The following is a 26,595-nucleotide window of genomic DNA, read 5'->3' as shown; positions in this document are numbered from 1 at the left end:
TCACGAATTACTCATGAATCGGAAGCAATGTTGTGACAGAGAACCCGTTTGTCCCATCGACAATGACCGTGCCATGAACAGAGGCCGCCCGTTCCTCCATGCCGATGATCCCAAGCCCTTTCTTGATCTTGGTCGCACCTTTCCCGTTATCTTTCACTTCCACCTTGATGACTCGATTCAAGACGTGAATCTCAACGGCAATGGCGGTAGCCTCGGCGTATTTGATCGCATTCGTCAACGCCTCGGCCATGTTCTCATAAATGACTTTCCATTGGATTGGCGTAATCACATCCAGATCCCCTTTGCATACGAGTGGAATCGGGAGATGATGTTGGGCGGAAAACTCATCAATAAATAATTTCACTCGATTGATCCCCATTTGCTCAGGTGGCGGTTTCATCTGTTTTAAGGTCATCCGGATTTGTTCAATGCCTTCTTTGGAAATGTGGATGGCGTTTTCCAACAATTGTTTTGCCTTGTTGCGATCTCCATCCATCAACCGTTTGGCCGCCTCCATCTGAATGAGCGCCCCCGTCAGCGAATGGCCGATTTGGTCATGAATGCGCTGTGACAGACGGTTTCGCTCTTCTAATTGCAACATATATTCCGATTGCTTGATATATTGATGATATTCGTTGACACTCCTTGTCAGCCGATGCCAATCGTTACGCAGTTGATCCAAACGATCTTCTTGTTGTTTCATCCGCTCAAGATGGCGCTTGGCGGTCGTCACGCTGACAAGACTGAACAACGCCACAAGACCATACAATTTCGCTGCCGAAGGGCCAAGCCAAACCATAGGAACAAGCAGCACCACCCATATCCCCCATAGTCGGGGAATATAGAACGAAGCCAACTCATATCCATTGAGAGGCAACAATAAACCAAATGACGGCTCCACATAGGCGCTGGAAAGGATCACAAGGACGACGGAACACAGCGCCGCTCCCTTTTTCCACCTTACATTTCGAACGATAGAAGCAGACAAACTGAGACAAAAATAAATCAGAGAGGACAAGACAAACCAAGATTCATTCCTCTGTTCCGATGAGATATAATCAAGCGCTGCATATCCCCATACAATGAGTTTGTAAAACAGAAGCAAACGTTCCATACCGCTCCCTCAACCGATTTTCCCCGTCAGGTAATAAACAGCGATTTGCGTTCGATGCTGCAATCCTGTTTTATTGAAAATGGACGTAATGTAATTAGCCACCGTTCCCTCGGAGATAAATAGCTGGCTGGCAATTTCTTTATTCGAAAGCCCTTTCGCAATGAGCGCCATAATGTCCAACTCTCGCTCAGTAAACAGACGTTTGTCGATTTTCGGCGTCGGTCCTTTTTCTTCTTTGAGATTGGACTTGATTTTTTCCATGACCACCTCTTGCATGACCACTTGACCGTGATAAACGGCTTTGATCGCTTCCCGGATTCGCTCTGGATCGGTATTTTTTAAAAAATATCCCTTTGCGCCGTATTGGATGGCATCCATAATGTACTCATCATCATCAAACGTCGTCAAAATCAGCGGCTTTGTCTTCGTCTGCTCACAGATGAGCTTCGTCGCTTCGACGCCGTTCATGTTCGGCATGCGCACATCCAATAACGCAATATCGACTTCATGATGCCGGCAATATTCCACCGCCTCTTTCCCATCACTTACGGTCGCGACGACATCAAACTCGTCATACGTGCTTAAGATGATCCGCAGCCCTTCGCGGACAAAGGAATTGTCATCGGCAATGAGCACTTTGATCCGCAGCGGATCGGGCGCAGAGGTCTGTTTCATCTTTCCCCATCCTTTCCTCATCCACTTTGCGTTTTCCCCATTCATCGTCATGTGTGGACGCTCTGAACGATTTACTTTCATTGTAATGAATAAGAGGAGTTTCTTCCATTGCCATGAAGGAAAGGGAGCTCAGGTAGGAGTGATATGATTCCCCCTAGGGGTGGAGCGGTAAACGTGATGATCGATGAAGAGCCCGCCCTGTTGCAAATTGATGTTTCCGATACAGGCATCGGCATCGCGCCGGAGCATTTGCCCTTTTTGTTCGATCGCTTTTACCGCACAGATGAAGCGAGGACGCGAAATCGCGGGGGAACCGGATTGGGCCTTGCTATTGCCAAAGAATTCGTATCGGCTCACGGCGGAACCATCGATGTCCACAGCACTCTTGGCCAAGGGACGACCTTTCGGGTCAAGCTTCCCCGCTGACGATAACGAAGACGTTTATGGTAAAATGAAAACAGGAATCCTTAACCAAAAGGAGGGATCGCCATGCCCCGCGCACAAAAATGGGTGAACTATTTCCTTTCACATCGCCATGTCACGCTGGAACTGATCAACAAAATCGACGAAGCGCATTATGAGTACAAACCGACGCCGACGTCGATGACGGCGAAGCAGCTGGCGACGCATATGCTGTTCAGCTTTTACAATTTCGCCAATGCGGCGAAATACGGCGATCCATCGCTGTTCCGGCAAAAAATCGAAGAACCGGAGACAAATTTGGCTAAGCTGGCGGAAACGTATACGGAAAAAACGAGGCAGCTCATCGAATCAATGAGTGATGACGACTTTAACCGGACGCTTGATTTCACTTCCATCTTTGGTATTCACATCACAGCCGCGCAGCTGCTGCAAATGGCGATGGATCACGAAATCCACCATAAAGGGCAGCTGTTCGTCTACGTCCGCGCAATGGGGCATACGGACTTGCCGCTGTTTGTGAAGCGCGGCTGATTTGCCTTCATCCTACCGGCCTCACCTCAATGGAATGGCAAAAAACAACCGGCTCGGAGGACTCGAGCCGGTTGTTCATTTGCTTAACGGACGGATTCGTCGATCGAGCAGTTGCCGTCCGTGCATGTGCCGCCTTCGTCAGCGAGCGGCCGCAACGGCGAAGCTTGTTGTTCCTCCTCCCACACCGTTTCTAGCGCCCGCCGGAACACATCCGCCGGCTGAGCCCCAGAAATGGCATACTTTCCATTCAGCACGAAAAACGGCACACCGCGGACACCAAGCCGGGCTGCCTCCGCTTCATCGTTTCGCACCTGCTCCGTGTAGCGGCCGCCATGAAGCACCGCTTCCGTCTCGCTTCGGTCAAGCCCGGCCGCTTCCGCGATGTCAAGGAGCACAGCGCGGTCGCTGATTCGCTTTGATTCGGTGAAATACGCGAAAAACAGCCGTTCGACGACATCATCAAGCTTCCCTTTTTCCTTCGCGTATTGCGCCAAGCGATGAGCGTCAAACGTATTCGTCGGCTTCATCGTCTCGAAGCGGAACGTCAAGCCGACCGCTTCCGCCTGCCTGCCGATATCCGCGTTTGCCCGCTTCGCTTCCTCCACCGTAATTCCGTATTTTTTGGCAATGATTTCATGGATCGTCAGCGGCGTCTCATTGGGGGCGTTCGGGTCGAGCTCAAAGCTGCGGAAGACGACCGTCACGTCGTTTCGGTGCGGAAACTGTTCCAGCGCTTGTTCCAAACGGCGCTTGCCGATATAGCAAAACGGACAGACAAAATCGGACCATACTTCAATTTTCATGGCCATCCTCCTCTACTTTTGACACGCTTCCCCTCCATTGTAGCCCATTGCCGGTCGAATGGCTAACGAAAGGCATGGGAACGGACGTGCCTGCATAACATTGTACTACCATGCGGTTGGACAAGGAGGGAAAATCTAATGCGTTCTGAGGAATTCGGCGCCTTTCTGTTGCGAATCATCACCGGATTCATTTTTTTCGCCCATGGCTGGGTGAAATGGCAGCGAGGGCTCGGGGCAGCGGCCGATTCGTTTGCGGCGATGGGGCTTCCCGGCTGGCTCGCCTACATCGTCACGATTGTCGAACTGGCCGGCGGCTGGGCAATGATGCTCGGCCTCGGCACACGGCTGATGGCTGCGGCGTTTGCTGTCATTATGACGGGGGCGATCGTCACCGTCAAAGCGGACGCCGGGCTGCTTGGCAACGGACGGGAGACAGGCTATGAATTCAACCTCGCCTTGCTTGCCATGTCGATGTATTTATGGCTGAACGGAAGCCAACTTTGGTCGTTGGACACGGTTATCGGGCGGCCGCGGAGCTGAAGCGCTGGCACAAAAAACCGGTGTCCCGCTTCATGTGCGGGATACCGGTTTCTTCCTGCTTCATCCTTTTTCCACTGTCAACTTCACAACGCGCTCGCCGACCGCCCGAATCAGTTCAGGCGGCAGTGGAAAGCTGACCGCTGCCGGGTCGGCAGCGACCGCCGGAATGGTGGCGGCAAATTGTTCGTCCGTGATCGGATAATCAGCAAAATCAGCCGGCAGCCCGATGTCATCGCGCAAGCGGCGAATGCGCTCGATCGCTTTAGCGAGCAGCACCTCTTCCCCTTGGCCGTGATCGTGAATGCCGAGCGCTTCAGCCAACCGCTTCGCCTTCGGCAAATACAGATCAAGAATCATTTCCATGACGACCGGCAAAAAGACCGCATTCGCCAGCCCATGCGGAATGCGGAACATCGCCCCGTACGCATGGGCGAAATTGTGCACCGGGATGGCGTTTAACGCAAAGCTGAAAGCGGTGATGCCAAGCAAGCTTGCCTGCAGCATCTCCGCGCGGGCGCGGATGTTTCCACCGTCACGGACCGCCTGCGGCAAATAATCGTGAATCAAACGAATCGCTTGCAAAGCGCATGCATCCGTAAGCGCGGTCGCCGTCGGCGAGGCGAGCGCCTCAATGGCATGGGTGAGCGCATCCATGCCGGTGAACGCCGTCACCTTCGGCGGCAGCCCGACTGTCAAATCCGGGTCGAGCACCGCCACATCGGCATTAATAAACGGATGGATGATGTTCGTTTTCAACCGCAACTCTTCATTATAAATGACTGCAATCGGCGACACTTCCGACCCCGTTCCGGCGGTCGTCGGGATGGCGATGTGCGGAATCGGCATGAATTGCGCCTTTGGAAACGACTCGTACAACAACCCGCCGGGAATGGCCTCTTTAATGTCGCGCAACCCTTTGAACACGGCGTATTTCACGCCTTTAGCCGTATCCAATACGCTGCCGCCGCCGACGGCCAACAAGGCATCGGCGCCGACTTCGCGCGCATAGCGCGCGGCCTCATTGACGCATTCGCTTTCCGCATCTTGGCGGATATCTAGGAAGATGCCAGCCAGTTCCGGTCCAGTCCCGTGCGGCGTCAGCCAAAACAGATCGGCCACCTTCCCGACGACGCCGGCCTGCTCCAGACCGCGGTCGGAAAGCAACAGCACCCGCTTGGCGCCGAGCCCGCGGAACAAATCCGGCACGAGTGCCCGGCTATTTGAGCCCGTATAAATCGCCGTGCGCAGCCAAAAATTCGCTAACGTCGTCATTCCCCGTCCCCCTTTTTATGCTTTTCTCATTGCGCCCAACTTCGAAAACAGCACTTGATACCATTTGCGCTTCTCGAGCTCCGGCACCATCGACGTATGCACATGTTTCAGCTGCGTGTAGGCATCAAGCGAATATTTGCCCATCTCGCGCCCGATGCCGCTTTGCTTGTAGCCGCCAAACGGCGCGTCATTGCGCAGCATGTGCCAGTCATTGATCCAAACGACGCCCGCCCGCAAGCGCCCGGCGATGGCGTACGCCTTGTTGACATCGCGCGTCCAGACGCCGGCCGCCAGCCCGTAAATCGTATCGTTCGCCATCGCCACCGCCTCCTCCACGTCGTGGTAGCGAATGACAGACAACACCGGGCCGAAAATTTCTTCTTGGGCGATTTTCATGTCGTTTTTCACATTCGTAAAAATCGTCGGCGCGACAAAATGGCCGCCTTCACAGCCCGGGACATCCACCGCATGACCGCCGCAGACAAGCGTCGCCCCTTCGCGTTGGCCGGCTTCAATATAGGATAGCACCGTTTCTTGTTGCCGCTTGGAAATGACCGGGCCGATATCGGTCGCCGGGTCAAGCGGGTGGCCGATTTGCAGCGTTTTTGTCAGCGCGACGAGCCGTTCGACGACTTCATCATGCATCCGATCCGGCACAAACAACCGCGTTCCCGATTCGCACAGCTGGCCGGAGTGCAAAAAGACGCCAAACAAGCTGCCCGGAATGGCGATCTCCAAATCCGCATCATCAAGCAAAATGTTCGGCGACTTGCCGCCAAGTTCAAGCGTGACGTTTTTCACCGTTTCCGCCGCCAACGCCATAATGCGGCGGCCAACTTCGGTTGAACCGGTAAACGCCACCTTGTCCACTTGCGGATGACGGACAAGCGCCTCCCCGACTTCCGCGCCCGGTCCAGCCACTACGTTGATAACCCCAGGGGGCACGAACGACGAAATGATTTCCGCCAGTTTGAGCGTCGATAGCGGCGTATAGCTTGCCGGCTTGACAACTATCGTATTGCCCGTCGCCAGCGCCGGGGCGATTTTCCACGACGCGATCATGAGCGGCAAATTCCACGGCGTAATCGCTGCGCACACCCCGATCGGCTCGCGCCAAACAAAATTGTGCGCCGGTCCGGGAAATGGCGGAATCGGCAGCGTTTCCGAAAAGGGGTACTCTTGAACGATATTCGCCATCGTTTGGAACAAATCGACCGTCTGCAAAATATCAATCGAGCTGATGCGCCGGATCGTCCCTCCGCTTGAGATCGCTTCCAAATAAGCGAGTTCTTGGGCGTTGGCGGCAATGGCCTGAGCGATCGCATTCAGCACGCGCGCCCGTTCTTTCGGTTTCATCGTCTTCCAATCCGTCTCGTCAAACGCCTTGCGCGCCGCCTTCACCGCCCGATCCACATCTTCGGCTGTCGCCTTCGCGACGGTCGCCACCGCCTCGCCGGTCGCCGGATTGTAGACGTTAAACGTTTCCCCACTGCTTGCCGGCTGCCATTGGCCGTCAATGAAGAGCGGAAAATGATGCACTTGCACATGGGTGGTCATGACGATTTCTCCCTTCCTTGTTTTCGACTCTCAACTTCTAGCCAACGTTTTCGCTTTCCTCAAGACCGAACAGCTCGTCAAACGGCTTCTCCTGCGCTTTTTTCAACACTTCCATCCTCGTTGCCAGTTGGCGGGCGGTGAAATTCATGATATCGGCATAGTGGTCGGGGCCGAAAATCGAATCGCGAGCCGCTGCTTCCTCATTGAGTTTCACGGCAAGCGGGGCGAGCTCCTCCATTTTCTTCATCACCACTTGCAAAACAGGCGGATGTTCCCTAATAAGCCTCTGCAGCAAAAACGTCCCGTAGGCGATATGACGCGACTCATCTTTTTTCAAATAGCCGATCCCTTTCAATAAGCCGGGCATGACTTTCATTTGCTCGAGGGACTTATAGAAGCCATAATAGCCGGTTTCCGCCAATACGCCTTCCACAAACATGTTGTATACGACCGATGCCTCAGCGACCGCCTCTGGGGATGAGTCATGCTCGAGCCGTCCCATCGCCGACGGCAAAATGTCGTTAAAAATCGTGTGATACGTCTCTGAATGGTAATGGGACAAATCTTCTTTGACGCCGAGCGCATTGAGCACGAGACGGAAAAACTCGGTATGTTTCGCCTCCTCAAACAAAAAGGTGGTTAAGTACATCTCCTCTTCGATCCGCCCCTCTTTGGCGACGACCATCAAAAGCGGCAACAAATCGCGCGTCACCGCCTCTTCACCCGCCTGAAACTGGGCAATGAGCCGTAAAATCCCCTCTTTCATTGGATCCGGCAACGTCTCCCAATCTTTCACATCTTGCGTCAAATCAATGTCCGCCGGATTCCACACCCCCAACCGCTTAGCTTTTTGGTAGAGACGAAATGGAAACGAATCCTCCTGCAACCCTCGCGTTCTAGTTGTGACCAACGGCTGTAGCCGCTGCACACTCATCACTCCTTCGTCTTTTTTGGACAATGGCTGTTGATCTCTGGATGGATGATCTGTGGGGACAATCGATCGATGAAAAGGCTTACCAATATACGGCTGCGCCAACCGGCAGGCTCTTGGCAAGGAGTAAGGAGTACTAATGAAAACAAAAAATTACGAATTTTCTATAATCAAATCTTATTCTAGCAATCCACCTTTTTTCCGTCAATGAAAAGCGAGTGACATTTTCCGACAAGGAAAAGGCAGAGGGAGAACAGCACTCCAGCCTCCCTCTGCTGCGACAAATTAGGCGCCAACCCCATTTGACGCCCGATCGTTGTTTCCCTTCGGTCGAAACGTCCCGTTTCCGAGTCAAGGCTTGGGAACTCGAGCCATGGGGACGCGTGATAAGCAGCACCGCGGCAACGGATTTGAAAAATGATGCTTGGAAAGCGGCCTGCCCTCTTCAATCACCGGCCTTGATTACACCCGCGCTTTTCCGTATTCTTTCCGCAGTTCGCTCGCAATGATGTTGCGCTGAATTTCTGAGGTGCCTTCGTAAATTTTCGTGATGCGGGCATCGCGGAAATAGCGCTCGATCGGATAGTCTTTCATGTAGCCAAGGCCGCCATGAATCTGCACGGCCATATCGGCGATCTTGTTGTACACTTCCGAACCGAACAGCTTCGCGATAGCCGCTTCTTTAACGACGCGCATCTTTTGGTCGACCATCCAAGCGACACGGTAGACGGTTGAACGGAGCACTTCGATTAACATGCTCATTTCCGCCAACATATGTTGGATCGCTTGCTGCTCGATGATCGGCTTGCCGAACTGTTCACGCTGTTCGGCGTATTCCATGCAATATTCGAGCAGGCGGATGCACGAGCCGAGGTTGCGCGCGGCGAGACCGACGCGGCCGTTCGCTAAAATTTTCAAGGCGTTGACATATCCTTCCCCTTCTTTCCCAAGCACGTTTTCGGCCGGTACTTCCAAGTTGTCAAAAAACAGCTCAGCCGAATGCGACCCGCGCAACCCCATTTTCCGCTCGACTTTTCCGATGATAAAGCCGGGAAAATCTTTTTCTACGATAAACGACGTGATGCCTTTCGGGCCTTTGGACGGATCGGTGACCGCCATCACCGTAAACACGTGGGCGTCAATGGCGTTGGTAATATAATGTTTCGAGCCGTTGATGATGTAGCGGTCGCCTTTGCGAACGGCGGTTGTTTTCAAAGCGGCGGCGTTTGATCCGGCGCTCGGCTCCGTGAGAGCAAAAGCGCCGATCCATTCGCCCGTCGCCATCTTTGGCAAATAACGCTGCTTTTGTTCTTCCGTGCCGAGCTCGACGATGCCGACCGTACCGATGCCGGTATGGGCGCCGATTAACGTCGTATAGCCGTTATGCGTTTTGCCAAGCTCTTCGTAAATGGCGCATTTGCCGACCATCGACAAGCCGAGGCCGCCGTACTCTTCCGGAATGCTTAATCCAAACAACCCCATTTCTTTCGATTTTTCAACGATATCCCGCGGAATCTGATCATTTTCCTCAATATCCATCGCCACCGGTTCGACGACTTCGCTCACAAACTTACGGACGTTTTCTTTTAACCATTCCATCTCGGCTGGCAGCGTGAAATTCATCTTGTTCCCCTCCCAAAACGCGAATAATTTGTATAATTCAAAAAATATCTCTCCCTATTTATGTTACCTGCTTTCTTTTGCCAGAACAACTATTTGCGCCGAGCAGACACACAACGTTCTGCATCATCGCTTGGTAGGTTTGCAGTCAAAAAAGCAGCGAGCTTGGAACCAGCGGCAACACGTTGAAACCGGAGCTCTAGGAGGCTGGTGAAAAACCGTTGATTCCCTTCTTCAATGGGAGAACGTGTGAAAAGCAGGACGGATGCAACAAGGTTTTTTCGAATTGAGAAATAACATTGCAAACCCGGATCTAGAAGGCTGGTGAAAAACCGCTGTCACCTCCCGATCGGCGGCATTTTCATTCAGAAGAGAAGCGGATCCTGCAAGGTTTTTCTAATTGAGAAATGAGTGGAATCAGTCGTTTTTGCACTAAATCACCCGCCTCCTAGGATTAAATCACCAGCGTCATAGACGTTCGCCGCGAAAATTCATCGTTGATTCACAAAAATGTATTGTCTTCTTGCGCATGAATTCGCTATAATAGAGCTTGTTAATGATATTGATTCTCATTTTCCTAGTTCAAAAGGAGGTGGCCGCATGGTCCGCCTATACGCTGACGGACTGACCGTCCGCTACGATGACCGGACGATTTTTGAACGCTTGTCCGTCCGCATTCCCGACCGGCAAATCACCGCCATTATCGGGCCGAACGGGTGCGGCAAGTCGACGCTGCTCAAAACGCTGACGCGCATCATTTCCCCGCAATCCGGGGCGGTGATGTTGGATGGCCGAGCGATTTCACAACAGCCAACGAAAGAGCTGGCGAAAAAAATGGCCATTTTGCCGCAGACGCCGGAAGCGACAAGCGGATTGACCGTCGGTGAGCTCGTCTCATACGGCCGCTTTCCTTATCAAAGAGGATTTGGCCGTTTAACAAAAAAAGATTACGAAGCGATCGACTGGGCGCTTGCCGTGACAAAAACAGCCGAGTTGAAACATCGGCCGGTTGATGCCCTCTCCGGCGGACAGCGGCAGCGCGTTTGGATCGCCATGGCGCTCGCGCAAGAGACGGACATCATCTTTTTGGACGAACCGACGACGTATTTGGACATCGCCCATCAACTCGAGGTGCTCGAGCTGCTTGAACGGCTGAACAAAGAAGAAGGGCGGACAATTGTGATGGTGCTCCATGACATTAACCAGGCGGCGCGGTTTGCCGACTATGTGATCGCTATGAAAGCGGGCCAAATCGTCAAAGCCGGGCCGAGCGAAGACGTCATTTGCCGTGAAGTGCTTCGCGACGTGTTTGGCATTGACGCTGACATCGGCCGCGACCCGCGGACGAACAAGCCGGTTTGTTTTACGTATCATTTGCTGAAAGGAGTTTATTCATCATGAGAAAAACGTGGCTTTCCTTGTTGCTTCTTTTTATCCTTGTGTTAAGCGCGTGCGGCAACACAGCGGACGACAACAAGAACAACAGCGCTTCACCAAAGGAAAAAAAGCCGGAAACGATTACGTACCAGTCGGAAAACGGACCGGTGAAAGTGCCGGCTGATCCGAAACGAGTCGTCGTCTTATCGACGTTTGCCGGCCATGTGCTTGCCTTAGGCGTTCCCATTGTCGGTGTGGATTCGTGGTCAAAAATGAGCCCGCTCTTTCAGGATAAACTGAAAGACGCACAAGTGGTGACAGACGAAGACATTGAAAAAATTGTGGCATTAAAACCGGACTTAATTATCGGATTATCGAATACAAAAAACGTTGACAAATTAAGCAAAATCGCTCCAACTGTCACGTTTACATACGGAAAAGTCGACTACTTGACACAGTTTTTGGAAATCGGCAAACTGTTAAATAAAGAAAAAGAAGCGAAAGCGTGGATTGACGACTTCAAACAACGGGCACGACAAGCCGGGGAAGACATCCGGGCGAAAATCGGCGAAAACGCGACCGTCACCGTAGCGGAAAACTTTGATAAGCAGCTGTATGTGTTCGGCAACAATTGGGCGCGCGGTACGGAAATTTTGTATCAAGAAATGAAGCTGAAAATGCCAAAAGCTGTCGAAGAGCAGGCGCTGAAACCGGGCTATTACGCCGTTTCCCTTGAAGCGCTGCCGCAGTTTGTCGGCGATTACCTCATCTTAAGCAAAAACAGCGACGGCGATACATCGTTTATGGAAACGAACACGTTTAAAAACATCCCGGCGGTCAAAAACGGCCGTATGTTCGTCGCTGATGCCAAGGCGTTTTATTTCAATGACCCGATTACGTTAGACTACCAGCTCGATTTCTTTAAAAAACATTTTTTGGGCCAATAACCGATGAGACGGGCGTTCACACGCAGTGAATGTCCCGTCCTTTCTTGTGAAAAGGAGGAATCCGCCGATGGAAGCCAACCGCCGACGCTGGCCGTTTCGTTATACGTTTCCCTTCTCACTTGTCCTGCTGCTGGCCGTGTGGTTCAGCTCGATGGCGATCGGTGTCGCTGATACCGCGTGGAGCGACGTATGGCGAGCGCTCTTCTCCAACGAACAAGGCAAACAGCTTGACGTGATTCGCGAGCTCCGTCTGCCGCGGGAAACGGCGGCGGCCTTTGTCGGCGCCGGACTCGCCGTCGCCGGGGCGATCATGCAAGGAATGACACGCAACCCGCTCGCTGACCCAGGGCTGCTTGGTTTAACCGCTGGAGCGAACGCAGCGTTGGCCATAACGATGGCCTGTTTTCCTTCGGCCCATTATCTCGTAATCACCGTCGCTTGTCTGCTTGGGGCGGCTGCCGGGGCGGGGATGGTCTTTGGCATCGGCGCCGCCCGCAAAGGCGGCTTTTCACCATTGCGCATCGTCTTAGCCGGTTCGGCAATCTCAGCGCTTTTGTTTGCCGTCGCTGAAGGGGTTGGCCTTTATTTTCATATTTCCAAAGACGTTTCGATGTGGACATCGGGCGGGGTAGCCGGGACGTCGTGGAAACAGCTGTCAGTCATCATTCCGCTCATCGTGATCGGGCTCGCCATTGCCGCATGGTATTCGCGGCAGCTGACGATTCTTAGCTTGAGCGAAGACGTCGCCGTCGGCGTCGGGCAAAACACAGCGATTGTCAAAGCATGGCTGTTTTTGGCTATCTTTTTATTGACAGGAGCGTCGGTCGCCATCGCCGGCAACATCACCTTCATCGGCTTGATGATCCCTCATCTTGTGCGCGCAATCGCCGGCGCCGATTACCGATTCATCATCCCGCTGTCGGCCACAGTCGGCGCGGCCGGCATGATCGGCGCCGATACGGCGGCCCGTACGATCAACGCCCCGTTTGAAACGCCGGTGGCAGCCATCGTTGCGGTGATCGGCTTGCCGTTTTTCTTGTTTGTCGTGCGGAAAAAAGGGAGGGGCTTGGCATGAGAACGCGCATCACGATCGTGTTGGGACTGCTTTTGTTGCTTATTGCCGCAACGGCCGCCATCGCGTTGGGCACCGGCGAGGCGCCGCTCTCGTATGGCCGCATCTTGCCGACGCTGTTCGGCTACGGCTCGATGCAAGAAGAATTTATTTTGTTTTCTCTCCGCCTGCCGCGCATCGTGATTACGTTGCTCGCCGGGATGGCGCTCGCCCTATCGGGAGCGATGCTGCAAGGCATCACCCGAAATGAACTCGCCGATCCGGGCATATTGGGCATCAACGCCGGAGCCGGCGCGGGCGTCGCTATATTCTTTTTATTTTTCCCGATTGAAGCCGGGACGTTTCTTTACGCGCTGCCGCTCGTCGCCTTCGTCGGAGCGCTGTTGACGGCAGCGGCCATTTACGCCGTTTCTTACAATCAAACAACCGGGCTGCAGCCGGTATCGTTCATTCTTACTGGGGTCGGATTTTCGATGGCGCTCTCCGGGCTCATGATTGTCCTCATTTCCGCCGCCGACCGAACGAAAGTCGACTTTATCGCCAGATGGCTTTACGGCAACATTTGGGGCGATGATTGGCCGTTTATTTGGGCGATGCTGCCGTGGCTTGTCATCGGTGCGTTGATCGGCCTGTATCGGGCGAAACGGCTAAACCTTTTGCACTTAGGCGATCCGGTTGCCATCGGGGTCGGCGTCCATGTTCGCCGCGAGCGGCTCGTGCTGATGACAACCGCCGTTGCCGTCGCGGCAGCGGCCGTCGCTGTAACCGGGGGCATTTCCTTTATCGGCTTAATGGCGCCACACATCGCCAAAATGATCGTCGGCCCGCGCCATGAGCGGGCCATTCCGGCAGCGATGCTCATCGGCGGCTGGCTGCTGCTTGCCGCTGACACGATCGGGCGCAACGTTCTCGCCGAACCGCTTCCAGCAGGAGTGGTGGCGTCAATCATCGGTGCACCATACTTCATTTATTTGTTATGGAAGCGCGGAACCTTTTAACGACCATGAAAAAGCTCACAGGCGACAAAGCCCGTTCGCCGCTACTCCCGTTTCACGTGGAAGCGGGAAGTTTTCCGTTTGCGAGAAGGGCCGCCTCCAAGACGAAAAAACAGCCTTGGGGCAGCCCTTTTTGGCCAAACCATTTTTTACGATGTCGGAATTAAGAAACCTGGCGCCGCTTCCAAACGCGGATCGCTCCAACCACAATAACCGCAGCAATAAGGATATACACCACTTCAGCGTACATCCCAATCACTTCCGATACTTTCCCCCACGATTCACCGAGCGCCGCCCCGATCGAGATTAAAATCGTATTCCAAATAAGCGTGCCGAGCACCGACAGCCAGACAAACAGCCACACGTTCATCTTCGCCATACCAGCGGGAATCGAAATCAAGCTGCGCACGAGCGGAATCATACGGCCAACGAATACCGCCCACACCCCGTAGCGCTGAAACGTCCGGTTCGCCTTATCGATGTCTTCCGGCTTCACCCGCAGCCATCTGCCCCACCGGTCAACGATCCGCCCAAGCCGCTCGACCGACAACAGCCGGCCGATACCGTACAGCACGATCGCCCCAACAACCGAACCCGCTGTCGCTGCCGCAATGACGCCGGGAACCGTCAAGGTGGTGTAGGTCGTCATAAACCCACCAAACGGCAAAATGACTTCCGACGGAATCGGCGGAAAGATATTTTCCAGTGCGATCATGAGGAAAATGCCGATATAGCCAAATTGCTCCATAAAATCAGTGATCCATGTCTGCACGGGTCTTCCTCCATTCACTTGCTCTTCGTCTCTGTATGATAGGTATGCTTCATCCGTACCATCCTTTCTCCTATCTTAGCAGAAAATGCGCGGTGACCGCAAAAATAACAGGAGCTGATTCCAGCCCCACACTTGATTGGGCGGGCGTTTGAATCAGCTCCCTCTTTCGCTTCACAGCCTATTCGCATTCCATTCAAGCGATATGCTCTCTTGTTGAACGAGATTCGCAACCCTCTTTCGCTTGACAGCCTATTCGCATTGCATTCTCATTCGTTTGGACTGGAAACCGGCCGGGATAAAACGTTCACAATCCGCTCAAGCGCCCAGTCCAACTCTTCTTTTGTCACGATGAGCGGCGGCGCGAAGCGAATGACCGTCTCGTGTGTTTCCTTGCAAAGCAAGCCTTGCTCTTTCAGCGCCTCACAGTACGGACGCGCTGGGCCATGCAGCTCAACGCCGATAAACAAACCGCGGCCGCGAATTTCTTTAATATCCTCGTTTCGAATTTGTTTTAGTTTCGAAAGGAAGTATTCGCCAAGTTCAAGCGAACGCTCCGCTAGACGCTCTTCTTCAATCACCTCGAGCGCCGCGATCGACACCGCGCAAGCGAGCGGGTTGCCGCCGAACGTCGAGCCGTGCGAGCCGGGTTCAAACACCGACAAAATATCGCGATTGGCGACGACGCACGAAATCGGGAACACCCCGCCGCCCAACGCTTTTCCTAAAATATACATATCCGGCACAACCTCTTCCCAGTCGCAGGCAAACAACTTCCCGGTCCGGCCGAGCCCGGTTTGAATTTCGTCCGCGATGAACAAGACGTTATGTTGCTTGCATACGTCATACGCCGCTTTTAAAAATCCTTGCGGCGGGATGCGGATGCCCGCTTCGCCTTGGATCGGCTCGACAAGAAACGCCGCTGTATTCGGTGTGATCGCGGCTTTCAGCGCTTCGATATCGCCGTACGGGATGATTTTCACGCCCGGCAACAGCGGCCCAAACCCGCGTTTATAAGCCGGTTCGGACGACAGCGACACGGCGGCAAGCGTCCGGCCGTGGAAGTTTCCTTCACAAACGATGATTTCGGCTTGGTTGTCCGGGACGCCTTTGACGTCATACGCCCAGCGGCGCGCCGCTTTGAGCACCGTTTCCACCGCTTCGGCGCCCGTGTTCATCGGCAGCACCATTTCTTTTTTTGTCAATCGGCATACTTTCTCGTACCAAGGACCGAGCTGGTCGTTATGGAACGCGCGCGACGTGAGCGTGACACGATCCGCCTGCTTTTTCAGCGCCGCAATAATTTTCGGATGGCGATGGCCTTGGTTCACCGCCGAATAAGCGCTTAACATATCCATATAGCGGTTGCCTTCCGGGTCTTTCACCCATACTCCTTCCGCTTCCGAGATGACGATCGGCAGGGGATGGTAATTGCGCGCCCCGTATTGTTCCGTCTTCGCAATGAGCTGTTCCGATTTGGTTGCCATCTTCACCGCTCCTTTCCGTTTTCTTCGTTGCGTTGCAAAAGCGGGTGTCCCAAAAGGACTGGGACACCCTCTCTCATCGCTATATAAGCACCAGCCGCTTCCCTGCCACACGATATGTTGTGTCTTTCTTGAGGGGAGATCGCCTGTTGGGTCAGCCCCTTTGCCTTAAAACATTTCCGATACCGTTTTCGCTTGCATATGGAGGAGTAAGTAATCCGGACCGCCGGCTTTCGAGTCCGTCCCTGACATATTGAAGCCGCCAAACGGTTGATAGCCGACGATCGCACCCGTGCAGCCGCGATTGAAATACAAGTTGCCGACATGGAATTCTTGCCGCGCTTTTTCAAGATTCGCTCGGTTGCGGGAAATGACAGCGCCTGTCAGGCCGTATTCTGTGTTGTTCGCGATCTCGAGCGCATGGTCAAAGTCGCGCGCTTTGGCGAACGCGACGACCGGACCGAAAATTTCTTCCTGCATAATGCGCGCATTCGGATCGACATCGGCAAACACTGTCGGCTGGATGAAGAAGCCTTTTGCATCGTCTCCTTCTCCGCCGGTCATCAGACGGCCTTCCTGTTTTCCGATTTCGATATATTCCATAATTTTGTTGTACGCGTTTTGGTCGATCACCGGCCCCATAAACGTCGCTTGCTCCGCCGGATCGCCGACGTTGAGCTGCTTTGTCAGCTCGACGACGCGGCTGAGCACTTGATCATACACATCTTCGACAATGATCGCGCGCGAGCACGCCGAACATTTTTGCCCCGAAAAGCCAAACGCCGAGGCGACAATCGATTGCGCCGCCAGTTCCAGATCGGCTTCCTTATCCACAACGATGGCGTCTTTGCCGCCCATTTCCGCGATGACGCGCTTCAACCAAATTTGTCCCGGGTGCACTTTCGCTGCCCGCTCGTAAATGCGGATGCCAACATCGCGCGAGCCGGTGAAGCTGATAAACCGCGTGCGCGGATGGTCGACCAAATAGTCGCCCACTTCGGCCCCGCTGCCCGGGATGTAGTTGAGGACACCAGCCGGCAACCCCGCTTCTTCCAACACTTCCACAAATTTATACGCCACCACCGGCGTGGCGCTCGCCGGTTTCAGCAGCACCGTATTGCCCGTCACAAGCGAAGCGACCGTTGTTCCCCCCATAATGGCAAACGGGAAGTTCCACGGTGAAATGACGACGCCGACGCCAAGCGGGATATAGAAAAAGCGGTTCGTTTCCCCCGGACGGCTTTCCACCGGAATGCCGTCTTTCAACTTCAACATTTGCCGGCCGTAATATTCCATAAAGTCGATCGCTTCGGCTGTATCGGCATCCGCTTCCCGCCAAGGCTTGCCGGCTTCTTTCACCAACCAAGCGGAAAATTCGTGCTTGCGCCGGCGCACGATCGCCGCCGCCCGGAACAAAATATCGGCCCGCGCTTCCGGACTCGTCCGGCTCCACGTGCGGAACGCTTCATCGGCGGCTTTCATCGCCCGTTCGGCGAGCTCTTGATTCGCTTTCGCCACCCGACCGACCACCTCCGCCTTATTGGCCGGATTGATCGACGTGATCTTGTCCTCGGTCATGATGCGCTCGCCGCCGATCACGAGCGGATAATCGCGCCCAAGCTCCGATTCCACTTTCTTGAGCGCTGCCAAAAACGCGTCCCGGTTCGCTTCCACAGTAAAGTCGGTGAGCGGTTCATGTCTGTACGGCTGCACCATTTCATCGTCCTCCTTTTTAACAAGCAAAAAATTTTTTCGTTATAAAACGGTTTCATAGTTATATTATGCAAATAATTATGGCTTTTTTCAATGATTTTTACTTGGCCACCGTCAGCTCCTCTTTTTCCACGTTCAAAGGCCGAAGTCGTTTTTTCGCCACCAAGTGGTAGTAGCCATAACAAGCGAGCAAAAACGGAATCCCGCAGTAAAGCGCGATCCGCTGATCGGGAATGAAGGCCAATCCGATGATCGTCACCATATTTAACGCAAACGCCGCCAGCGGCACGAATGGATACAGCGGCGTCCGATACTTCAAATCGCGCACATCGCCGCCCTCGCGCAAAAACGCCTTCCGTCCCAAATAGCTCGACAGCGCAATCGACGCCCAGACGGTCACCGCGCCAAACCCGGCGATCGCCGTCAACCAAACATACACCGTATCTTCCGCGTAAATGCTGCATAACAGCGACAAGCATCCGATGGCAATGCTGGCGATCAGCGCGTTAAGCGGCACGCCGCGCTTCGACAGTTTGCTGAAAAACGGCGTCACCATTCCTTGACGCGACATCGACCAAAGCACGCGCGACGTTGCGTACAATCCTGAATTGGCCACCGACAGCACCGCCGTAATGATGACAAAATTCATGATATCGGCCGCATACGGAATGCCAATGTTGTCAAACACGACCACAAATGGGCTTTCCACCACACCCGCTTTCTCCCACGGAAACAAACCGGCCAACACAAAAATCGCCAGAATGAAGAAGATCAAAATGCGCCATACCGTATTGCGCAACGCCACCGGCACCGTCTTCTCCGGCTCGCGGCTTTCCCCGGCAGCCACGCCGACCAGTTCCGTCCCTTGGAAAGAAAAGTTAACCAATATCATGGTTGAAAAAATCGCCCAAAACCCTTTTGGAAACAAACCGCCATGATCCGTATAGTTCGTGAAAAACGGAGCAGGCTGCCCGTTTTTCATCTGGATGACGCCAAACATCGCCGCCAATCCAAGCACAATAAAGGCGATCACCGTCAGCACTTTCACGCTGGAAAACCAAAACTCGACCTCGCCAAACCCTTTGACAGACAAGGCGTTGATCAAAAACAACAACAAGGCAAAGACCGCGCAAAACACCCATGTCGGCACATCGGGAAACCATCGCTTCATCAAAATGCTGACCGTGAGCAGCTCGATGCCGACCGTCACCGACCAATTGAGCCAAGACAGCCAGCCGATGCAGTAGCCGGCAGCCGGTGAGATGAATTTCGTCGCATACGTCTGATACGACCCGGCATCGGGGATTCTCACCGCCAATTCCCCTAGCGAAAGCATCGTCAAATACATGACGAGACCGCCGAATAAGTAAGCGGCCACCGCTCCCCCTGGCCCCGCCTCATGAATCGTATAGCCGGATCCTAAAAACAACCCCGTGCCGATCACCCCACCGAGGGCAATCATAAACAAATGCCTGCTTTTTAATTCTCGCTTTAATTCTTGTACTGGTGGCATTCCCCACACTCTCCTTCCTTAACAGATCAAATCGGAACCGCTTACATTTTCATCGAACAAGCGGCGCTCATCATTGAGCAAAAAATTTTTTCAATTAAACTTGATTCCTATCTCTATTATGTTGATTCTTTTTTCTATTTTCAATATATTTAGCAAAAAATTTTTCTCATTGCTCCTTCCGTATCGAAGATTCATCTTTTTCGCAATGGCTTATGCTATAATACAAGGAAAAGAGAGGTGCTGATCGTGAACCGGGAGATGGAAACGCTTTTATCGATGTACGAGCAAATTCTCGAAATGATCGACCTTGGCATCCACGCTGTCGATCAGCATGGAAAAACCGTTATTTACAATCGAAAAATGCGGGAAATCGAGGGCATGGATGTGGAAGATGTGCTCGATAAAAACATTTTAGACGTCTTCCGCTTTCATCCGGAGCAGCCGAGCACCTTGCTTGAAGCGCTGCGCACCGGCGAAAGCATTCGAAACAAGCAGCAAACGTATTTCAATAACAAAGGACAAGCCGTGACAACGGTCAATCAAACATACCCTTTGCGGAAAGACGGGCGCATCATCGGGGCAGTGGAAATCGCCAAAGATGTCACAAAGTTTCGCAAACTGATCGCCGAGCAGTACCAGCGCAGCGAACCGGGACGAACGCTGGCTGACATCATCGGCCAAAGCGAGGCGATGCAAACGGCGGTCCGCCTAGCCCGCCATGCCGCCCGCTCTGACGCGCCTGTGCTGCTCATCGGCGAAAAAGGAACGGGAAAAGATTTGCTCGCCTCTTGCATTCACTATGAAAGCGAGCGGCGCGCCAAACCGTTTTTGGCGCAAACGTGTTTGTCGCTCCCCGACGACTGGTTGGAAACGATGCTGTTTGGCAGCGAAGCAAACGGCGAGATTCAGCCCGGCTTGTTCGAACAGGCGAACGGCGGCACCGTCCTGCTTGACGACATTGACTCGTTAAGTCTGCCGCTCCAACAAAAACTCGCCCGTTTCCTGCAAGAAAAACAGTTTGTCCGCGCCCAAGGCCATGAACCTGTTCGGGCCGATGTCCGCCTCATCACTTCGACAAGCGGCGACCCCATTGACGCCGTGCAAACGGGGGAACTGCTGAAGCCGCTTTACTACCAGCTCGCCGTCCATTGCATCGTGTTGCCCCCGCTGCGCGAGAGAAGGGAGGACATTTTGCCGTTGGCCGCTCATTTCATCCGCCAAGGCAACGAACGCTATGGGTTGACGGTGGAAGGGCTCGATGAGGATGTGCAAGAAGCGTTTCTCGCTTACCGCTGGCCCGGCAATGTGCGCGAACTAGAGGCTGTCATCTTCGAAACGATGGAAACGATGGAACAAGACACGGTGATCACACTCGCCCATCTTCCGGCGTATTTCCGGGCCAAGCTTACCCCTGACGAGGCCAAGACCGATTTTCTATTCGATACGGATGATATTTTACCGCTTGACCAATACATGGAAGAGGTCGAAATTTACTACATTCGCAAGGCGCTGCAGCATCACGGCTTCAACATCACCAAAACCGCCAAAGCGCTTGGCCTAAGCCGGCAAAACTTGCAATACCGCATCCGCAAATATCAAATCGACAAAGAATAAAGAGGCTGCCGCTAGAGGGGTGGTGATTTACTCGCGCAACCGCTTCCCAGCATCGTTTTTCAAATAGAAAAGCCTTGCAACAGTGCACACTTTTTTTCATCGACCAAAGGAAACCAATGTTTTTCACCAGCCTTCTAGGACGCTGCGGCGACAGGGGAGGTCGCGCCGATGATCGATGCCCATCTTCATCTCGACCAATACGTCCGGGTAGATGAACAAATCAAGCGTTGGCAAGAGGCAGGCATAACCGGCGTCGTCGCCGTCTCCACTGACTTAAGCTCCAGCTACCGAACGCTGGAGCTCAAACAACGGTTTCCGTCTTTCGTCTACGCCGCCATCGGCTTTCATCCGGAACGTCCCATGCCCAACGCGGCCGATTGGAATGAATGGACATCACTCCTCAAGCAAGCGCGGCCGCAGCTCGCTGCCATTGGCGAAGTCGGGCTGCCGTACTACTCAGCCGAGGCAGCAGCCCAATTGCCTCGCTATTGTGACTTGTTGGCGCAAATCGCCGCCATCGCCGTCGATGTCTCTTTGCCGCTCGTGCTTCACGCCGTCTACGACCGGGCCGAAACCGCCTTGGCCATCGTGCAGCAAGCTGGCGTCCGGCACGCTCATTTCCATTGGCTGAAGGCAAGCGCAAAGACGGTGCAACGCATCGTCCGGTGCGGCTACTACATTTCCGTCACTCCCGAGGTGTGCTACCGCGAGCGCGACCAAGCGCTATTGCCCCTCATCCCGCTCGAGCAGCTGCTTCTCGAAACGGACGGCCCATGGCCGTTTGCCGGTCCGTTTCACGGAAAACCGACGACGCCGCTGTTTTTATTTGACTCTGTCCGCACCGTAGCGGCGCATTACGGCGAAGAGAGCGAGCGCGTGAAAACGGTCATCACGGCGAACACAAAACGGCTTTACGGCTCGCTTTCTTTATAGTACGATGAAGTCAAATCCAGACCGAAGCGAGGGAAAATCATGGATCATCAGGAACAAGTGCGCCGACAGCTGATTGAAAGCGTGTCCGCTCTGTCGGATGAACAACTCAACACCCGGGTGGCTGAAGGGAGTTGGACGATCGCCCAAGTGCTCGAACATTTGTACCTTATCGAGACATCGATCGCCGCCATGATCGCCCAGACATTGACGCACGGCGCGAGCCAGCCCGTCAGCGAAAAGCCGATCCACCTCACCCTTGACCGTTCCAAAAAAGTGGAGGCACCCGATTTCGCCCGCCCGAGCGACCGGCGTTTCACGTGGGAGGAATTGGAGGAAAAATTGCGTCAATCGCGGCAGCGACTGCGTCACATCGTCGAGCAAGCCGACCCGGCTGATCTGGAAGCCAAATCGTTCCCGCATCCGATTTTCGGCCCCCTAAGCTTAAAGCAATGGGTGGAATTTGTCGGCTACCATGAACAACGCCACCTTGCCCAAATTGAAGAAATCAAGGCGCATCTCGGATAACCAGAGCCAGGCCGCCTCAACAGCGGGCGGCCTCTGCTCGGCCCGCCCCGGCTTGGGCTACGTCCGCGGACGTCCCGCCCGTTTTTTCCTTTCCACCGCCCTTCACTTGCTTTAACGTCGCCACGATGAGAAAACTGACAATGACCAACAACACCCACGAGCTGACTTTCCCGACATGAACGAGGCTCCACGCCCTCGCTTGGTTTGGATATTGCCAAGCCCCGAAAAAGGTGGCGATGTTTTCCGCGACCCAAATGAAAAAACCGATCAGCAAAAAGGACAGAACAAGCGGCATCCGATACCGAATTCCCCCGACCTCATACGCGACCCACGAGCGCCAAAAAACGGGGATCACAAGGCCTGCTAACCACCAGCGAACATCGATCCAATAATGGTGGGTAAAAAAGTTCACGTAAATCGCCGCCGCCAACGGAACGACCAGCCAAAACGGCGGCCAGCGCACGAGCTCCACCTTCAGCCGTCTCCACGCCTGGCAAAGATAGCTCGCGACGCTCGCGTACATGAAGCCGCTGTACAGCGGCACGCCAAACAGTTTCGTATATCCTTCCTCCGGATACGACCATGAACCCATATGCACCTTAAACAGCTCTAATGCAAGCCCAATCAAGTGAAAGACAGTAATGACTTTGAGCTCATCGCGCGTTTCCAGCCCGGAGCGCACCATCCACCATTGCATGAGAAGGCAAATGACAAGCAGCCAGTCATACCGCGGCAACAAAGGAAGCGGCGCGAGCTTCGTCAGCGCCAATGAAGCAAAAATAACGACTGGAAACACGCAGGACAACGCCTGCGCCCAACCGAAGCGAACAAGCTGCACAAACGCTTTGCTGAGCCGCGCTTTTCCAGAACAGAGACACCTCCGAACCGCAACCAGCCAGCAAGGCGGGCATTCCCCCGCCGCTGCCGCGTGTTTCTCCCCTTTCAAGCCGTCCCCTCCCCCGCTTACGAATGCGATTCCCCTTCGTCACTTCGGTACTCCAAAATGTCCCCGGGCTGGCAGTCGAGCGCCTTGCAAATGGCTTCCAACGTCGAAAAGCGGATCGCCTTCGCCTTTCCGTTTTTCAAGATCGACAAATTCGCCATCGTAATCCCCACTTTCTCCGACAGCTCCGTGACGCTCATCTTCCGCTTCGCCAACATGACATCAAGATTCACGATGATCGGCATGTCATCCACCTCAAATCGTCAACTCGTTTTCTTGTTTGATGTCAACGGCTTGTTGCAGCAGCTTTTGCAGCACAGCGGCAAAGACAGCGATCAAGAGCGACGCAAACGGCACCAGCAGCCCGACGAAAATGACCCCCGGAGCGTCGTCCTTTTCGGCAAAAAGATAAAACAGCGGCAAAGCGAGCAGATGCAGCCCGCTGATGGCGACGGCGCAACATTTGATCTTCTTTAACGCCTCGACCGACCGCTCAGAGAACGCGCTGTTTTGATCAATATACGTCAACAGCCGAAACGCCTGATAGAGCGCAAAATAAAACGGCAGCGCCGACGCCTCGAACACAAGATAAACGAAATACTTGATCCAAGGGAACGCCGGTACCAGCTTGACCGCCACCTTCGCAAGCACCGGCACCAAAAACAAGCACAACGCCAGAACCGGAAGGCCAATCAACACCAAGGCCACCTTCAAAAAAAGCGTTTCTCGTTTCACCGCAAGCACCTCACTGATTCGTTTTTGCTTTTATTGTAATCGTTAATTTATCGTTTCTCAATAAATAATTATTGATTTTAATGGTATTCTTATTGTTAAACATAATAAAAAGCATCCCCCCTGCACGGAGGAATGCTTCGGTGCAAAAATGGAGACGGCAAAAAGCAGCCATTCTTCATCGCTGTCCTGGCAAAAGAATAAACCGTTATCCAAAGATGTGATCGAAAACAGAATATGGATTTCGTCGCTTCATACCCCGAATCCACCTTTTTGATCATTATGAATGCGAAAGCACGCTTCGATGAGCTCCTTAGAAGGAAGCAGCACATCCCCTCTTCAAAGGGTGCAGCAAGACGTATTGTTGTTCAGAACGAGTGATCCACTAATTACCTTTTTCCCGATCATCGGACAATCGAATTTCCCATTTCGATGATTTTTCACCTTGACATATTACCGCAGGGCTTTAGAAGGCCGGTGAAAAACGGCTGCCACGAGCAAATATTCATTTGACACTAGACACAAAAATCCCCCCAATTTTGTCGGAAGGGTGTGAAATGTGAGGGAAATTTAATTTTGTGCAATCAAAAAAGAGTAACCAGTTTCGCATTTTGTAAGCAACCGGCTACTCTTCATCATCTAGATAATCTCCACTCGATACACATGAATGATTTGATAACCAATTTGCCAATTCTTTCTCACGTACTTCCTTTTTAGCAACCTTGATACACATTTCAAATAGTTCATCATCCGAAACAATCAACTCATACCCATTTTTCATCAAAAAAGAATATGCTGCCATCACCGCCGTCCGTTTATTTCCATCTAAAAAGTAATGTCCGGTTGCTATGGCAATCATGTAAACAGCAGCCTTTTCAAATAAGGAAGGGTACATTTCTTTTCCAAACAAGTTCACAAATGGCTGCTGACATACATATTCAATCATACCAGGGTCTTTCTCTCCGGGTATTCCGCCGTAGTAATGCAACATCTCATCGTGGATGTAGCGCAACTCTTCAGGATGAAGTTTTTCTACCATCAGTTTTTAGATAGTTTTTCGAGCACTTTATCGTAGCGCTTAATTCCTCTTCTGTAGATGAGCATTTTTCATTACAATAATTTCCATGCCCTAAGAGACAAACAGGGGACCCCTTAGGCGACATGGAGCTGTTTTTTGATCACATCAATGGGAATATTTTGCTTCGCGGCATCGTAGATGAACTCGACGACGCTGTGCCCTTTCCGAGACCGAAGAAGCTCCAGGCCGGAAGAGAGGTCTTGCTGAGATTCGGCGATGCTGTATACGCAGGCGAACAGCACCACGGCCCAATACCGTTTCACCGCCCGAATGTGACGAACACGGTACCCATCGAGCTTCAGCTGGTCTTTGGCCTGCCGGAAAAAGCATTCGATCGTCCAGCGCTGGGCATAATAACGCAAGATCTCTTCATCGCCTAGCTCCCGGTCGGTGCTCAAGACGACATGGAGATGATCTGGCGTCATCGGTTCATCCGCCTTCCAAGCCAGCAGCACCACCGCGTCATCGAGGCCATGGATCGCTCCCTCGTAGCGATACACGCGGTAACGCTCCTTCCCCACCGTGACGAGGTGGGTGTCGTTGGGCTCGATATAGCGGGCGAACTTCTTCGCTTGGATGGCGATACCTTTCGGATAGAGAATCCGGTTCGTCTTGAGCATGGCGATGACATGGAATCCTTGTTTCAGGCAGGCTTCGATGAGCGCTTGGGACGGATACCAGGAATCCATGAGCACATACACCGGCTGAGCCCGCTTCCCCTTGAGCGAGGAAAGCATCTCGATCGCCAGGTCGATTTTGCTTCTTCCCGCCGTCTTGTCATACAGACGAAAGGCGAACGGAAACGCTTGCGAGAAAGTATGCACCATCAGCCAAACAAGCGAATGCCCCCAAACGGATTGATGATCTTTGTGCGAGTAGTGCCAATCACACCCTTGAATGGCGCGGGCAGCCCGTGACGAAGGCTTCGTTTTTTGGCAAATCGTATCATCAATCGAAACAAAAAGGGGTTGATTCTCCCGTTTGGCTAGGCGTTCGATCTGGCGAAGAATCCATTCTTGAAGCTTCTCAAGCAGTTTTTCCTCGTTCCAAGGGCTTTTCGTGAAAAAATGGCTGAGCGTGGTTCGATGGTTGGGATGAAAACTCCAGTACCGGACATCCGTCAATGTCCCCGAAAATCCCTTGGTAGTCAAGGCGTCGACAAGGTAAACGAGATGCTTGATGACCGGCTTCGAGAAATAAAGCGCCAATCCCAACGTCATGAAAAACTTGTGGATTCCTTGATGATGTGCTAATCTATTCATGAGACATGAACCTCCTTGTGTGAATGGGTTTGAGCACATCTATTTTACTCAAGGAGTTGGGTTCATGTCTCCTTTTTTGTTTAGTTGTCAATTTATGTTAGCAAATTTGCTCATCTACAGTTCCTCTTTTTAAAATGGCACTAATTTTATGTGTATCAACGTTCTTTGTCTT

The 26,595-nt window shown here is 53.1% G+C and carries 25 protein-coding genes and 1 pseudogene; 10 read left to right on the top strand and 16 right to left on the bottom strand.

Features of this window, described 5'->3' with window-relative positions; genetic code table 11:
• Window positions 1-7 precede the first annotated feature (7 nt).
• A complete protein-coding gene (locus tag ACTVIM_RS01130) occupies window positions 8-1,114 on the bottom strand; it encodes a sensor histidine kinase (RefSeq protein WP_033023643.1) in 1,107 nt (368 codons plus the stop codon).
• A 9-nt stretch (window positions 1,115-1,123) separates the two neighbouring features.
• Window positions 1,124-1,789, bottom strand: coding sequence for a response regulator (locus tag ACTVIM_RS01125; protein ID WP_033023639.1), 666 nt, complete (start codon window positions 1,787-1,789; stop codon window positions 1,124-1,126).
• Window positions 1,790-1,942: 153 nt separating this feature from the next.
• Here ACTVIM_RS01125 and ACTVIM_RS01120 point away from each other — a divergent pair.
• Together ACTVIM_RS01120 and ACTVIM_RS01115 are read left to right on the top strand one after the other, a co-directional pair.
• Window positions 1,943-2,215, top strand: a pseudogene (locus ACTVIM_RS01120) (sensor histidine kinase); the annotation flags it as partial.
• Window positions 2,216-2,278: 63 nt separating this feature from the next.
• Window positions 2,279-2,743 carry a DinB family protein gene (locus ACTVIM_RS01115; RefSeq protein WP_445613379.1) on the top strand — a complete coding sequence of 155 codons (465 nt, stop codon included), beginning with the start codon at window positions 2,279-2,281 and terminating at the stop codon, window positions 2,741-2,743.
• An 83-nt stretch (window positions 2,744-2,826) separates the two neighbouring features.
• On the opposite strand, the gene ACTVIM_RS01110 is transcribed toward ACTVIM_RS01115, so the two are convergent.
• The gene (locus ACTVIM_RS01110) at window positions 2,827-3,546 is read right to left on the bottom strand and encodes a DsbA family oxidoreductase (RefSeq protein ID WP_445613378.1); all 720 of its coding nucleotides are present in this window, start codon (window positions 3,544-3,546) and stop codon (window positions 2,827-2,829) included.
• Between the two features lie 138 nt (window positions 3,547-3,684).
• Here ACTVIM_RS01110 and ACTVIM_RS01105 point away from each other — a divergent pair, with 138 nt between their 5' ends.
• The gene (locus ACTVIM_RS01105; RefSeq protein ID WP_445613377.1) at window positions 3,685-4,086 is read left to right on the top strand and encodes a DoxX family protein; all 402 of its coding nucleotides are present in this window, start codon (window positions 3,685-3,687) and stop codon (window positions 4,084-4,086) included.
• A gap of 60 nt (window positions 4,087-4,146) precedes the next feature.
• Here the strand turns inward: ACTVIM_RS01105 and ACTVIM_RS01100 are convergent, their stop codons facing one another.
• The 4 genes from ACTVIM_RS01100 to ACTVIM_RS01085 all read right to left on the bottom strand — a co-directional run bounded on the left by ACTVIM_RS01100 (window position 4,147) and on the right by ACTVIM_RS01085 (window position 9,469).
• A complete protein-coding gene (locus ACTVIM_RS01100) occupies window positions 4,147-5,358 on the bottom strand; it encodes an iron-containing alcohol dehydrogenase (RefSeq protein WP_445613376.1) in 1,212 nt (403 codons plus the stop codon).
• A gap of 15 nt (window positions 5,359-5,373) precedes the next feature.
• Window positions 5,374-6,915, bottom strand: a complete 1,542-nt coding sequence (locus ACTVIM_RS01095) for an aldehyde dehydrogenase family protein (RefSeq protein WP_445613375.1) — start codon at window positions 6,913-6,915, stop codon at window positions 5,374-5,376.
• Between the two features lie 37 nt (window positions 6,916-6,952).
• Window positions 6,953-7,849: a R2-like ligand-binding oxidase gene (locus ACTVIM_RS01090; protein ID WP_445614282.1), complete on the bottom strand. Its 897-nt coding sequence runs from the start codon at window positions 7,847-7,849 to the stop codon at window positions 6,953-6,955.
• Between the two features lie 459 nt (window positions 7,850-8,308).
• Window positions 8,309-9,469, bottom strand: coding sequence for an acyl-CoA dehydrogenase family protein (locus ACTVIM_RS01085; RefSeq protein WP_445613374.1), 1,161 nt, complete (start codon window positions 9,467-9,469; stop codon window positions 8,309-8,311).
• A 597-nt stretch (window positions 9,470-10,066) separates the two neighbouring features.
• Between ACTVIM_RS01085 and ACTVIM_RS01080 the strand changes: the two genes are divergently transcribed.
• The 4 genes from ACTVIM_RS01080 to ACTVIM_RS01065 all read left to right on the top strand — a co-directional run bounded on the left by ACTVIM_RS01080 (window position 10,067) and on the right by ACTVIM_RS01065 (window position 13,860).
• Window positions 10,067-10,867, top strand: a complete 801-nt coding sequence (locus ACTVIM_RS01080) for an ABC transporter ATP-binding protein (RefSeq protein WP_445613373.1) — start codon at window positions 10,067-10,069, stop codon at window positions 10,865-10,867.
• Window positions 10,864-11,790, top strand: a complete 927-nt coding sequence (locus ACTVIM_RS01075; RefSeq protein ID WP_445613372.1) for an iron-hydroxamate ABC transporter substrate-binding protein — start codon at window positions 10,864-10,866, stop codon at window positions 11,788-11,790. The genes ACTVIM_RS01080 and ACTVIM_RS01075 overlap by 4 nt, the downstream gene beginning before the upstream one ends.
• A 67-nt stretch (window positions 11,791-11,857) precedes the next feature.
• Window positions 11,858-12,865, top strand: a complete 1,008-nt coding sequence (locus tag ACTVIM_RS01070; RefSeq protein ID WP_445613371.1) for a FecCD family ABC transporter permease — start codon at window positions 11,858-11,860, stop codon at window positions 12,863-12,865.
• A complete protein-coding gene (locus ACTVIM_RS01065) occupies window positions 12,862-13,860 on the top strand; it encodes a FecCD family ABC transporter permease (RefSeq protein WP_445613370.1) in 999 nt (332 codons plus the stop codon). Before ACTVIM_RS01070 ends, ACTVIM_RS01065 begins: the two co-directional genes overlap by 4 nt.
• Window positions 13,861-14,020: 160 nt before the next feature.
• Here the strand turns inward: ACTVIM_RS01065 and ACTVIM_RS01060 are convergent, their stop codons facing one another.
• The 4 genes from ACTVIM_RS01060 to ACTVIM_RS01045 all read right to left on the bottom strand — a co-directional run bounded on the left by ACTVIM_RS01060 (window position 14,021) and on the right by ACTVIM_RS01045 (window position 19,336).
• On the bottom strand, window positions 14,021-14,629 hold the full coding sequence (locus tag ACTVIM_RS01060; RefSeq protein ID WP_445613369.1) for a DedA family protein: 609 nt from the start codon (window positions 14,627-14,629) through the stop codon (window positions 14,021-14,023).
• Window positions 14,630-14,895: 266 nt separating this feature from the next.
• Complete coding sequence (locus ACTVIM_RS01055) at window positions 14,896-16,113, bottom strand: ornithine--oxo-acid transaminase (protein ID WP_445613368.1); 1,218 nt, start codon at window positions 16,111-16,113, stop codon at window positions 14,896-14,898.
• A gap of 165 nt (window positions 16,114-16,278) precedes the next feature.
• Complete coding sequence (gene pruA, locus ACTVIM_RS01050) at window positions 16,279-17,826, bottom strand: L-glutamate gamma-semialdehyde dehydrogenase (RefSeq protein ID WP_445613367.1); 1,548 nt, start codon at window positions 17,824-17,826, stop codon at window positions 16,279-16,281.
• A 97-nt stretch (window positions 17,827-17,923) separates the two neighbouring features.
• Complete coding sequence (locus ACTVIM_RS01045) at window positions 17,924-19,336, bottom strand: amino acid permease (RefSeq protein WP_445613366.1); 1,413 nt, start codon at window positions 19,334-19,336, stop codon at window positions 17,924-17,926.
• 246 nt (window positions 19,337-19,582) lie between these two features.
• On the opposite strand from ACTVIM_RS01045, the gene ACTVIM_RS01040 reads away from it, so the two are divergent.
• The 3 genes from ACTVIM_RS01040 (at window position 19,583) to ACTVIM_RS01030 (ending at window position 22,408) form a co-directional block, all read left to right on the top strand.
• A complete protein-coding gene (locus ACTVIM_RS01040) occupies window positions 19,583-20,950 on the top strand; it encodes a sigma-54 interaction domain-containing protein (protein ID WP_445614281.1) in 1,368 nt (455 codons plus the stop codon).
• A gap of 168 nt (window positions 20,951-21,118) precedes the next feature.
• The gene (locus ACTVIM_RS01035; RefSeq protein WP_445613365.1) at window positions 21,119-21,883 is read left to right on the top strand and encodes a TatD family hydrolase; all 765 of its coding nucleotides are present in this window, start codon (window positions 21,119-21,121) and stop codon (window positions 21,881-21,883) included.
• A gap of 39 nt (window positions 21,884-21,922) precedes the next feature.
• On the top strand, window positions 21,923-22,408 hold the full coding sequence (locus tag ACTVIM_RS01030) for a DinB family protein (protein ID WP_445613364.1): 486 nt from the start codon (window positions 21,923-21,925) through the stop codon (window positions 22,406-22,408).
• Window positions 22,409-22,424: 16 nt separating this feature from the next.
• Here the strand turns inward: ACTVIM_RS01030 and ACTVIM_RS01025 are convergent, their stop codons facing one another.
• The 5 genes from ACTVIM_RS01025 to ACTVIM_RS01005 form a co-directional block, all read right to left on the bottom strand.
• Window positions 22,425-23,354 carry a DUF817 domain-containing protein gene (locus tag ACTVIM_RS01025; protein ID WP_445613363.1) on the bottom strand — a complete coding sequence of 310 codons (930 nt, stop codon included), beginning with the start codon at window positions 23,352-23,354 and terminating at the stop codon, window positions 22,425-22,427.
• Between the two features lie 17 nt (window positions 23,355-23,371).
• Complete coding sequence (locus ACTVIM_RS01020; protein ID WP_031406132.1) at window positions 23,372-23,596, bottom strand: helix-turn-helix domain-containing protein; 225 nt, start codon at window positions 23,594-23,596, stop codon at window positions 23,372-23,374.
• A gap of 10 nt (window positions 23,597-23,606) precedes the next feature.
• Window positions 23,607-24,086 carry a DUF2975 domain-containing protein gene (locus ACTVIM_RS01015; RefSeq protein ID WP_445613362.1) on the bottom strand — a complete coding sequence of 160 codons (480 nt, stop codon included), beginning with the start codon at window positions 24,084-24,086 and terminating at the stop codon, window positions 23,607-23,609.
• Between the two features lie 622 nt (window positions 24,087-24,708).
• Window positions 24,709-25,122, bottom strand: coding sequence for a type II toxin-antitoxin system death-on-curing family toxin (locus ACTVIM_RS01010; RefSeq protein WP_051985036.1), 414 nt, complete (start codon window positions 25,120-25,122; stop codon window positions 24,709-24,711).
• A 113-nt stretch (window positions 25,123-25,235) separates the two neighbouring features.
• Window positions 25,236-26,423 carry an IS701 family transposase gene (locus ACTVIM_RS01005; RefSeq protein WP_445612345.1) on the bottom strand — a complete coding sequence of 396 codons (1,188 nt, stop codon included), beginning with the start codon at window positions 26,421-26,423 and terminating at the stop codon, window positions 25,236-25,238.
• Window positions 26,424-26,595 lie beyond the last annotated feature (172 nt).

Source organism: Geobacillus sp. YF-1 (assembly GCF_052692335.1).
The sequence above is the reverse complement of the archived record's forward strand: the minus strand, read 5'-3'. Positions and strand labels throughout refer to the sequence as shown.

Excerpts from the sequence above, each read along its gene's own strand:
- ACTVIM_RS01130 (WP_033023643.1), bottom strand. The coding sequence starts at position 1,114 with ATGGAACGTTTGCTTCTGTTTTACAAACTCATTGTATGGGGATATGCA.
- ACTVIM_RS01125 (WP_033023639.1), bottom strand. The coding sequence starts at position 1,789 with ATGAAACAGACCTCTGCGCCCGATCCGCTGCGGATCAAAGTGCTCATT.
- ACTVIM_RS01115 (WP_445613379.1), top strand. The coding sequence starts at position 2,279 with ATGCCCCGCGCACAAAAATGGGTGAACTATTTCCTTTCACATCGCCAT.
- ACTVIM_RS01110 (WP_445613378.1), bottom strand. The coding sequence starts at position 3,546 with ATGAAAATTGAAGTATGGTCCGATTTTGTCTGTCCGTTTTGCTATATC.
- ACTVIM_RS01105 (WP_445613377.1), top strand. The coding sequence starts at position 3,685 with ATGCGTTCTGAGGAATTCGGCGCCTTTCTGTTGCGAATCATCACCGGA.
- ACTVIM_RS01100 (WP_445613376.1), bottom strand. The coding sequence starts at position 5,358 with ATGACGACGTTAGCGAATTTTTGGCTGCGCACGGCGATTTATACGGGC.
- ACTVIM_RS01095 (WP_445613375.1), bottom strand. The coding sequence starts at position 6,915 with ATGACCACCCATGTGCAAGTGCATCATTTTCCGCTCTTCATTGACGGC.
- ACTVIM_RS01090 (WP_445614282.1), bottom strand. The coding sequence starts at position 7,849 with ATGAGTGTGCAGCGGCTACAGCCGTTGGTCACAACTAGAACGCGAGGG.
- ACTVIM_RS01085 (WP_445613374.1), bottom strand. The coding sequence starts at position 9,469 with ATGAATTTCACGCTGCCAGCCGAGATGGAATGGTTAAAAGAAAACGTC.
- ACTVIM_RS01080 (WP_445613373.1), top strand. The coding sequence starts at position 10,067 with ATGGTCCGCCTATACGCTGACGGACTGACCGTCCGCTACGATGACCGG.
- ACTVIM_RS01075 (WP_445613372.1), top strand. The coding sequence starts at position 10,864 with ATGAGAAAAACGTGGCTTTCCTTGTTGCTTCTTTTTATCCTTGTGTTA.
- ACTVIM_RS01070 (WP_445613371.1), top strand. The coding sequence starts at position 11,858 with ATGGAAGCCAACCGCCGACGCTGGCCGTTTCGTTATACGTTTCCCTTC.
- ACTVIM_RS01065 (WP_445613370.1), top strand. The coding sequence starts at position 12,862 with ATGAGAACGCGCATCACGATCGTGTTGGGACTGCTTTTGTTGCTTATT.
- ACTVIM_RS01055 (WP_445613368.1), bottom strand. The coding sequence starts at position 16,113 with ATGGCAACCAAATCGGAACAGCTCATTGCGAAGACGGAACAATACGGG.
- pruA (WP_445613367.1), bottom strand. The coding sequence starts at position 17,826 with ATGGTGCAGCCGTACAGACATGAACCGCTCACCGACTTTACTGTGGAA.
- ACTVIM_RS01045 (WP_445613366.1), bottom strand. The coding sequence starts at position 19,336 with ATGCCACCAGTACAAGAATTAAAGCGAGAATTAAAAAGCAGGCATTTG.
- ACTVIM_RS01035 (WP_445613365.1), top strand. The coding sequence starts at position 21,119 with ATGATCGATGCCCATCTTCATCTCGACCAATACGTCCGGGTAGATGAA.
- ACTVIM_RS01030 (WP_445613364.1), top strand. The coding sequence starts at position 21,923 with ATGGATCATCAGGAACAAGTGCGCCGACAGCTGATTGAAAGCGTGTCC.
- ACTVIM_RS01020 (WP_031406132.1), bottom strand. The coding sequence starts at position 23,596 with ATGCCGATCATCGTGAATCTTGATGTCATGTTGGCGAAGCGGAAGATG.
- ACTVIM_RS01010 (WP_051985036.1), bottom strand. The coding sequence starts at position 25,122 with ATGGTAGAAAAACTTCATCCTGAAGAGTTGCGCTACATCCACGATGAG.
- ACTVIM_RS01005 (WP_445612345.1), bottom strand. The coding sequence starts at position 26,423 with ATGAATAGATTAGCACATCATCAAGGAATCCACAAGTTTTTCATGACG.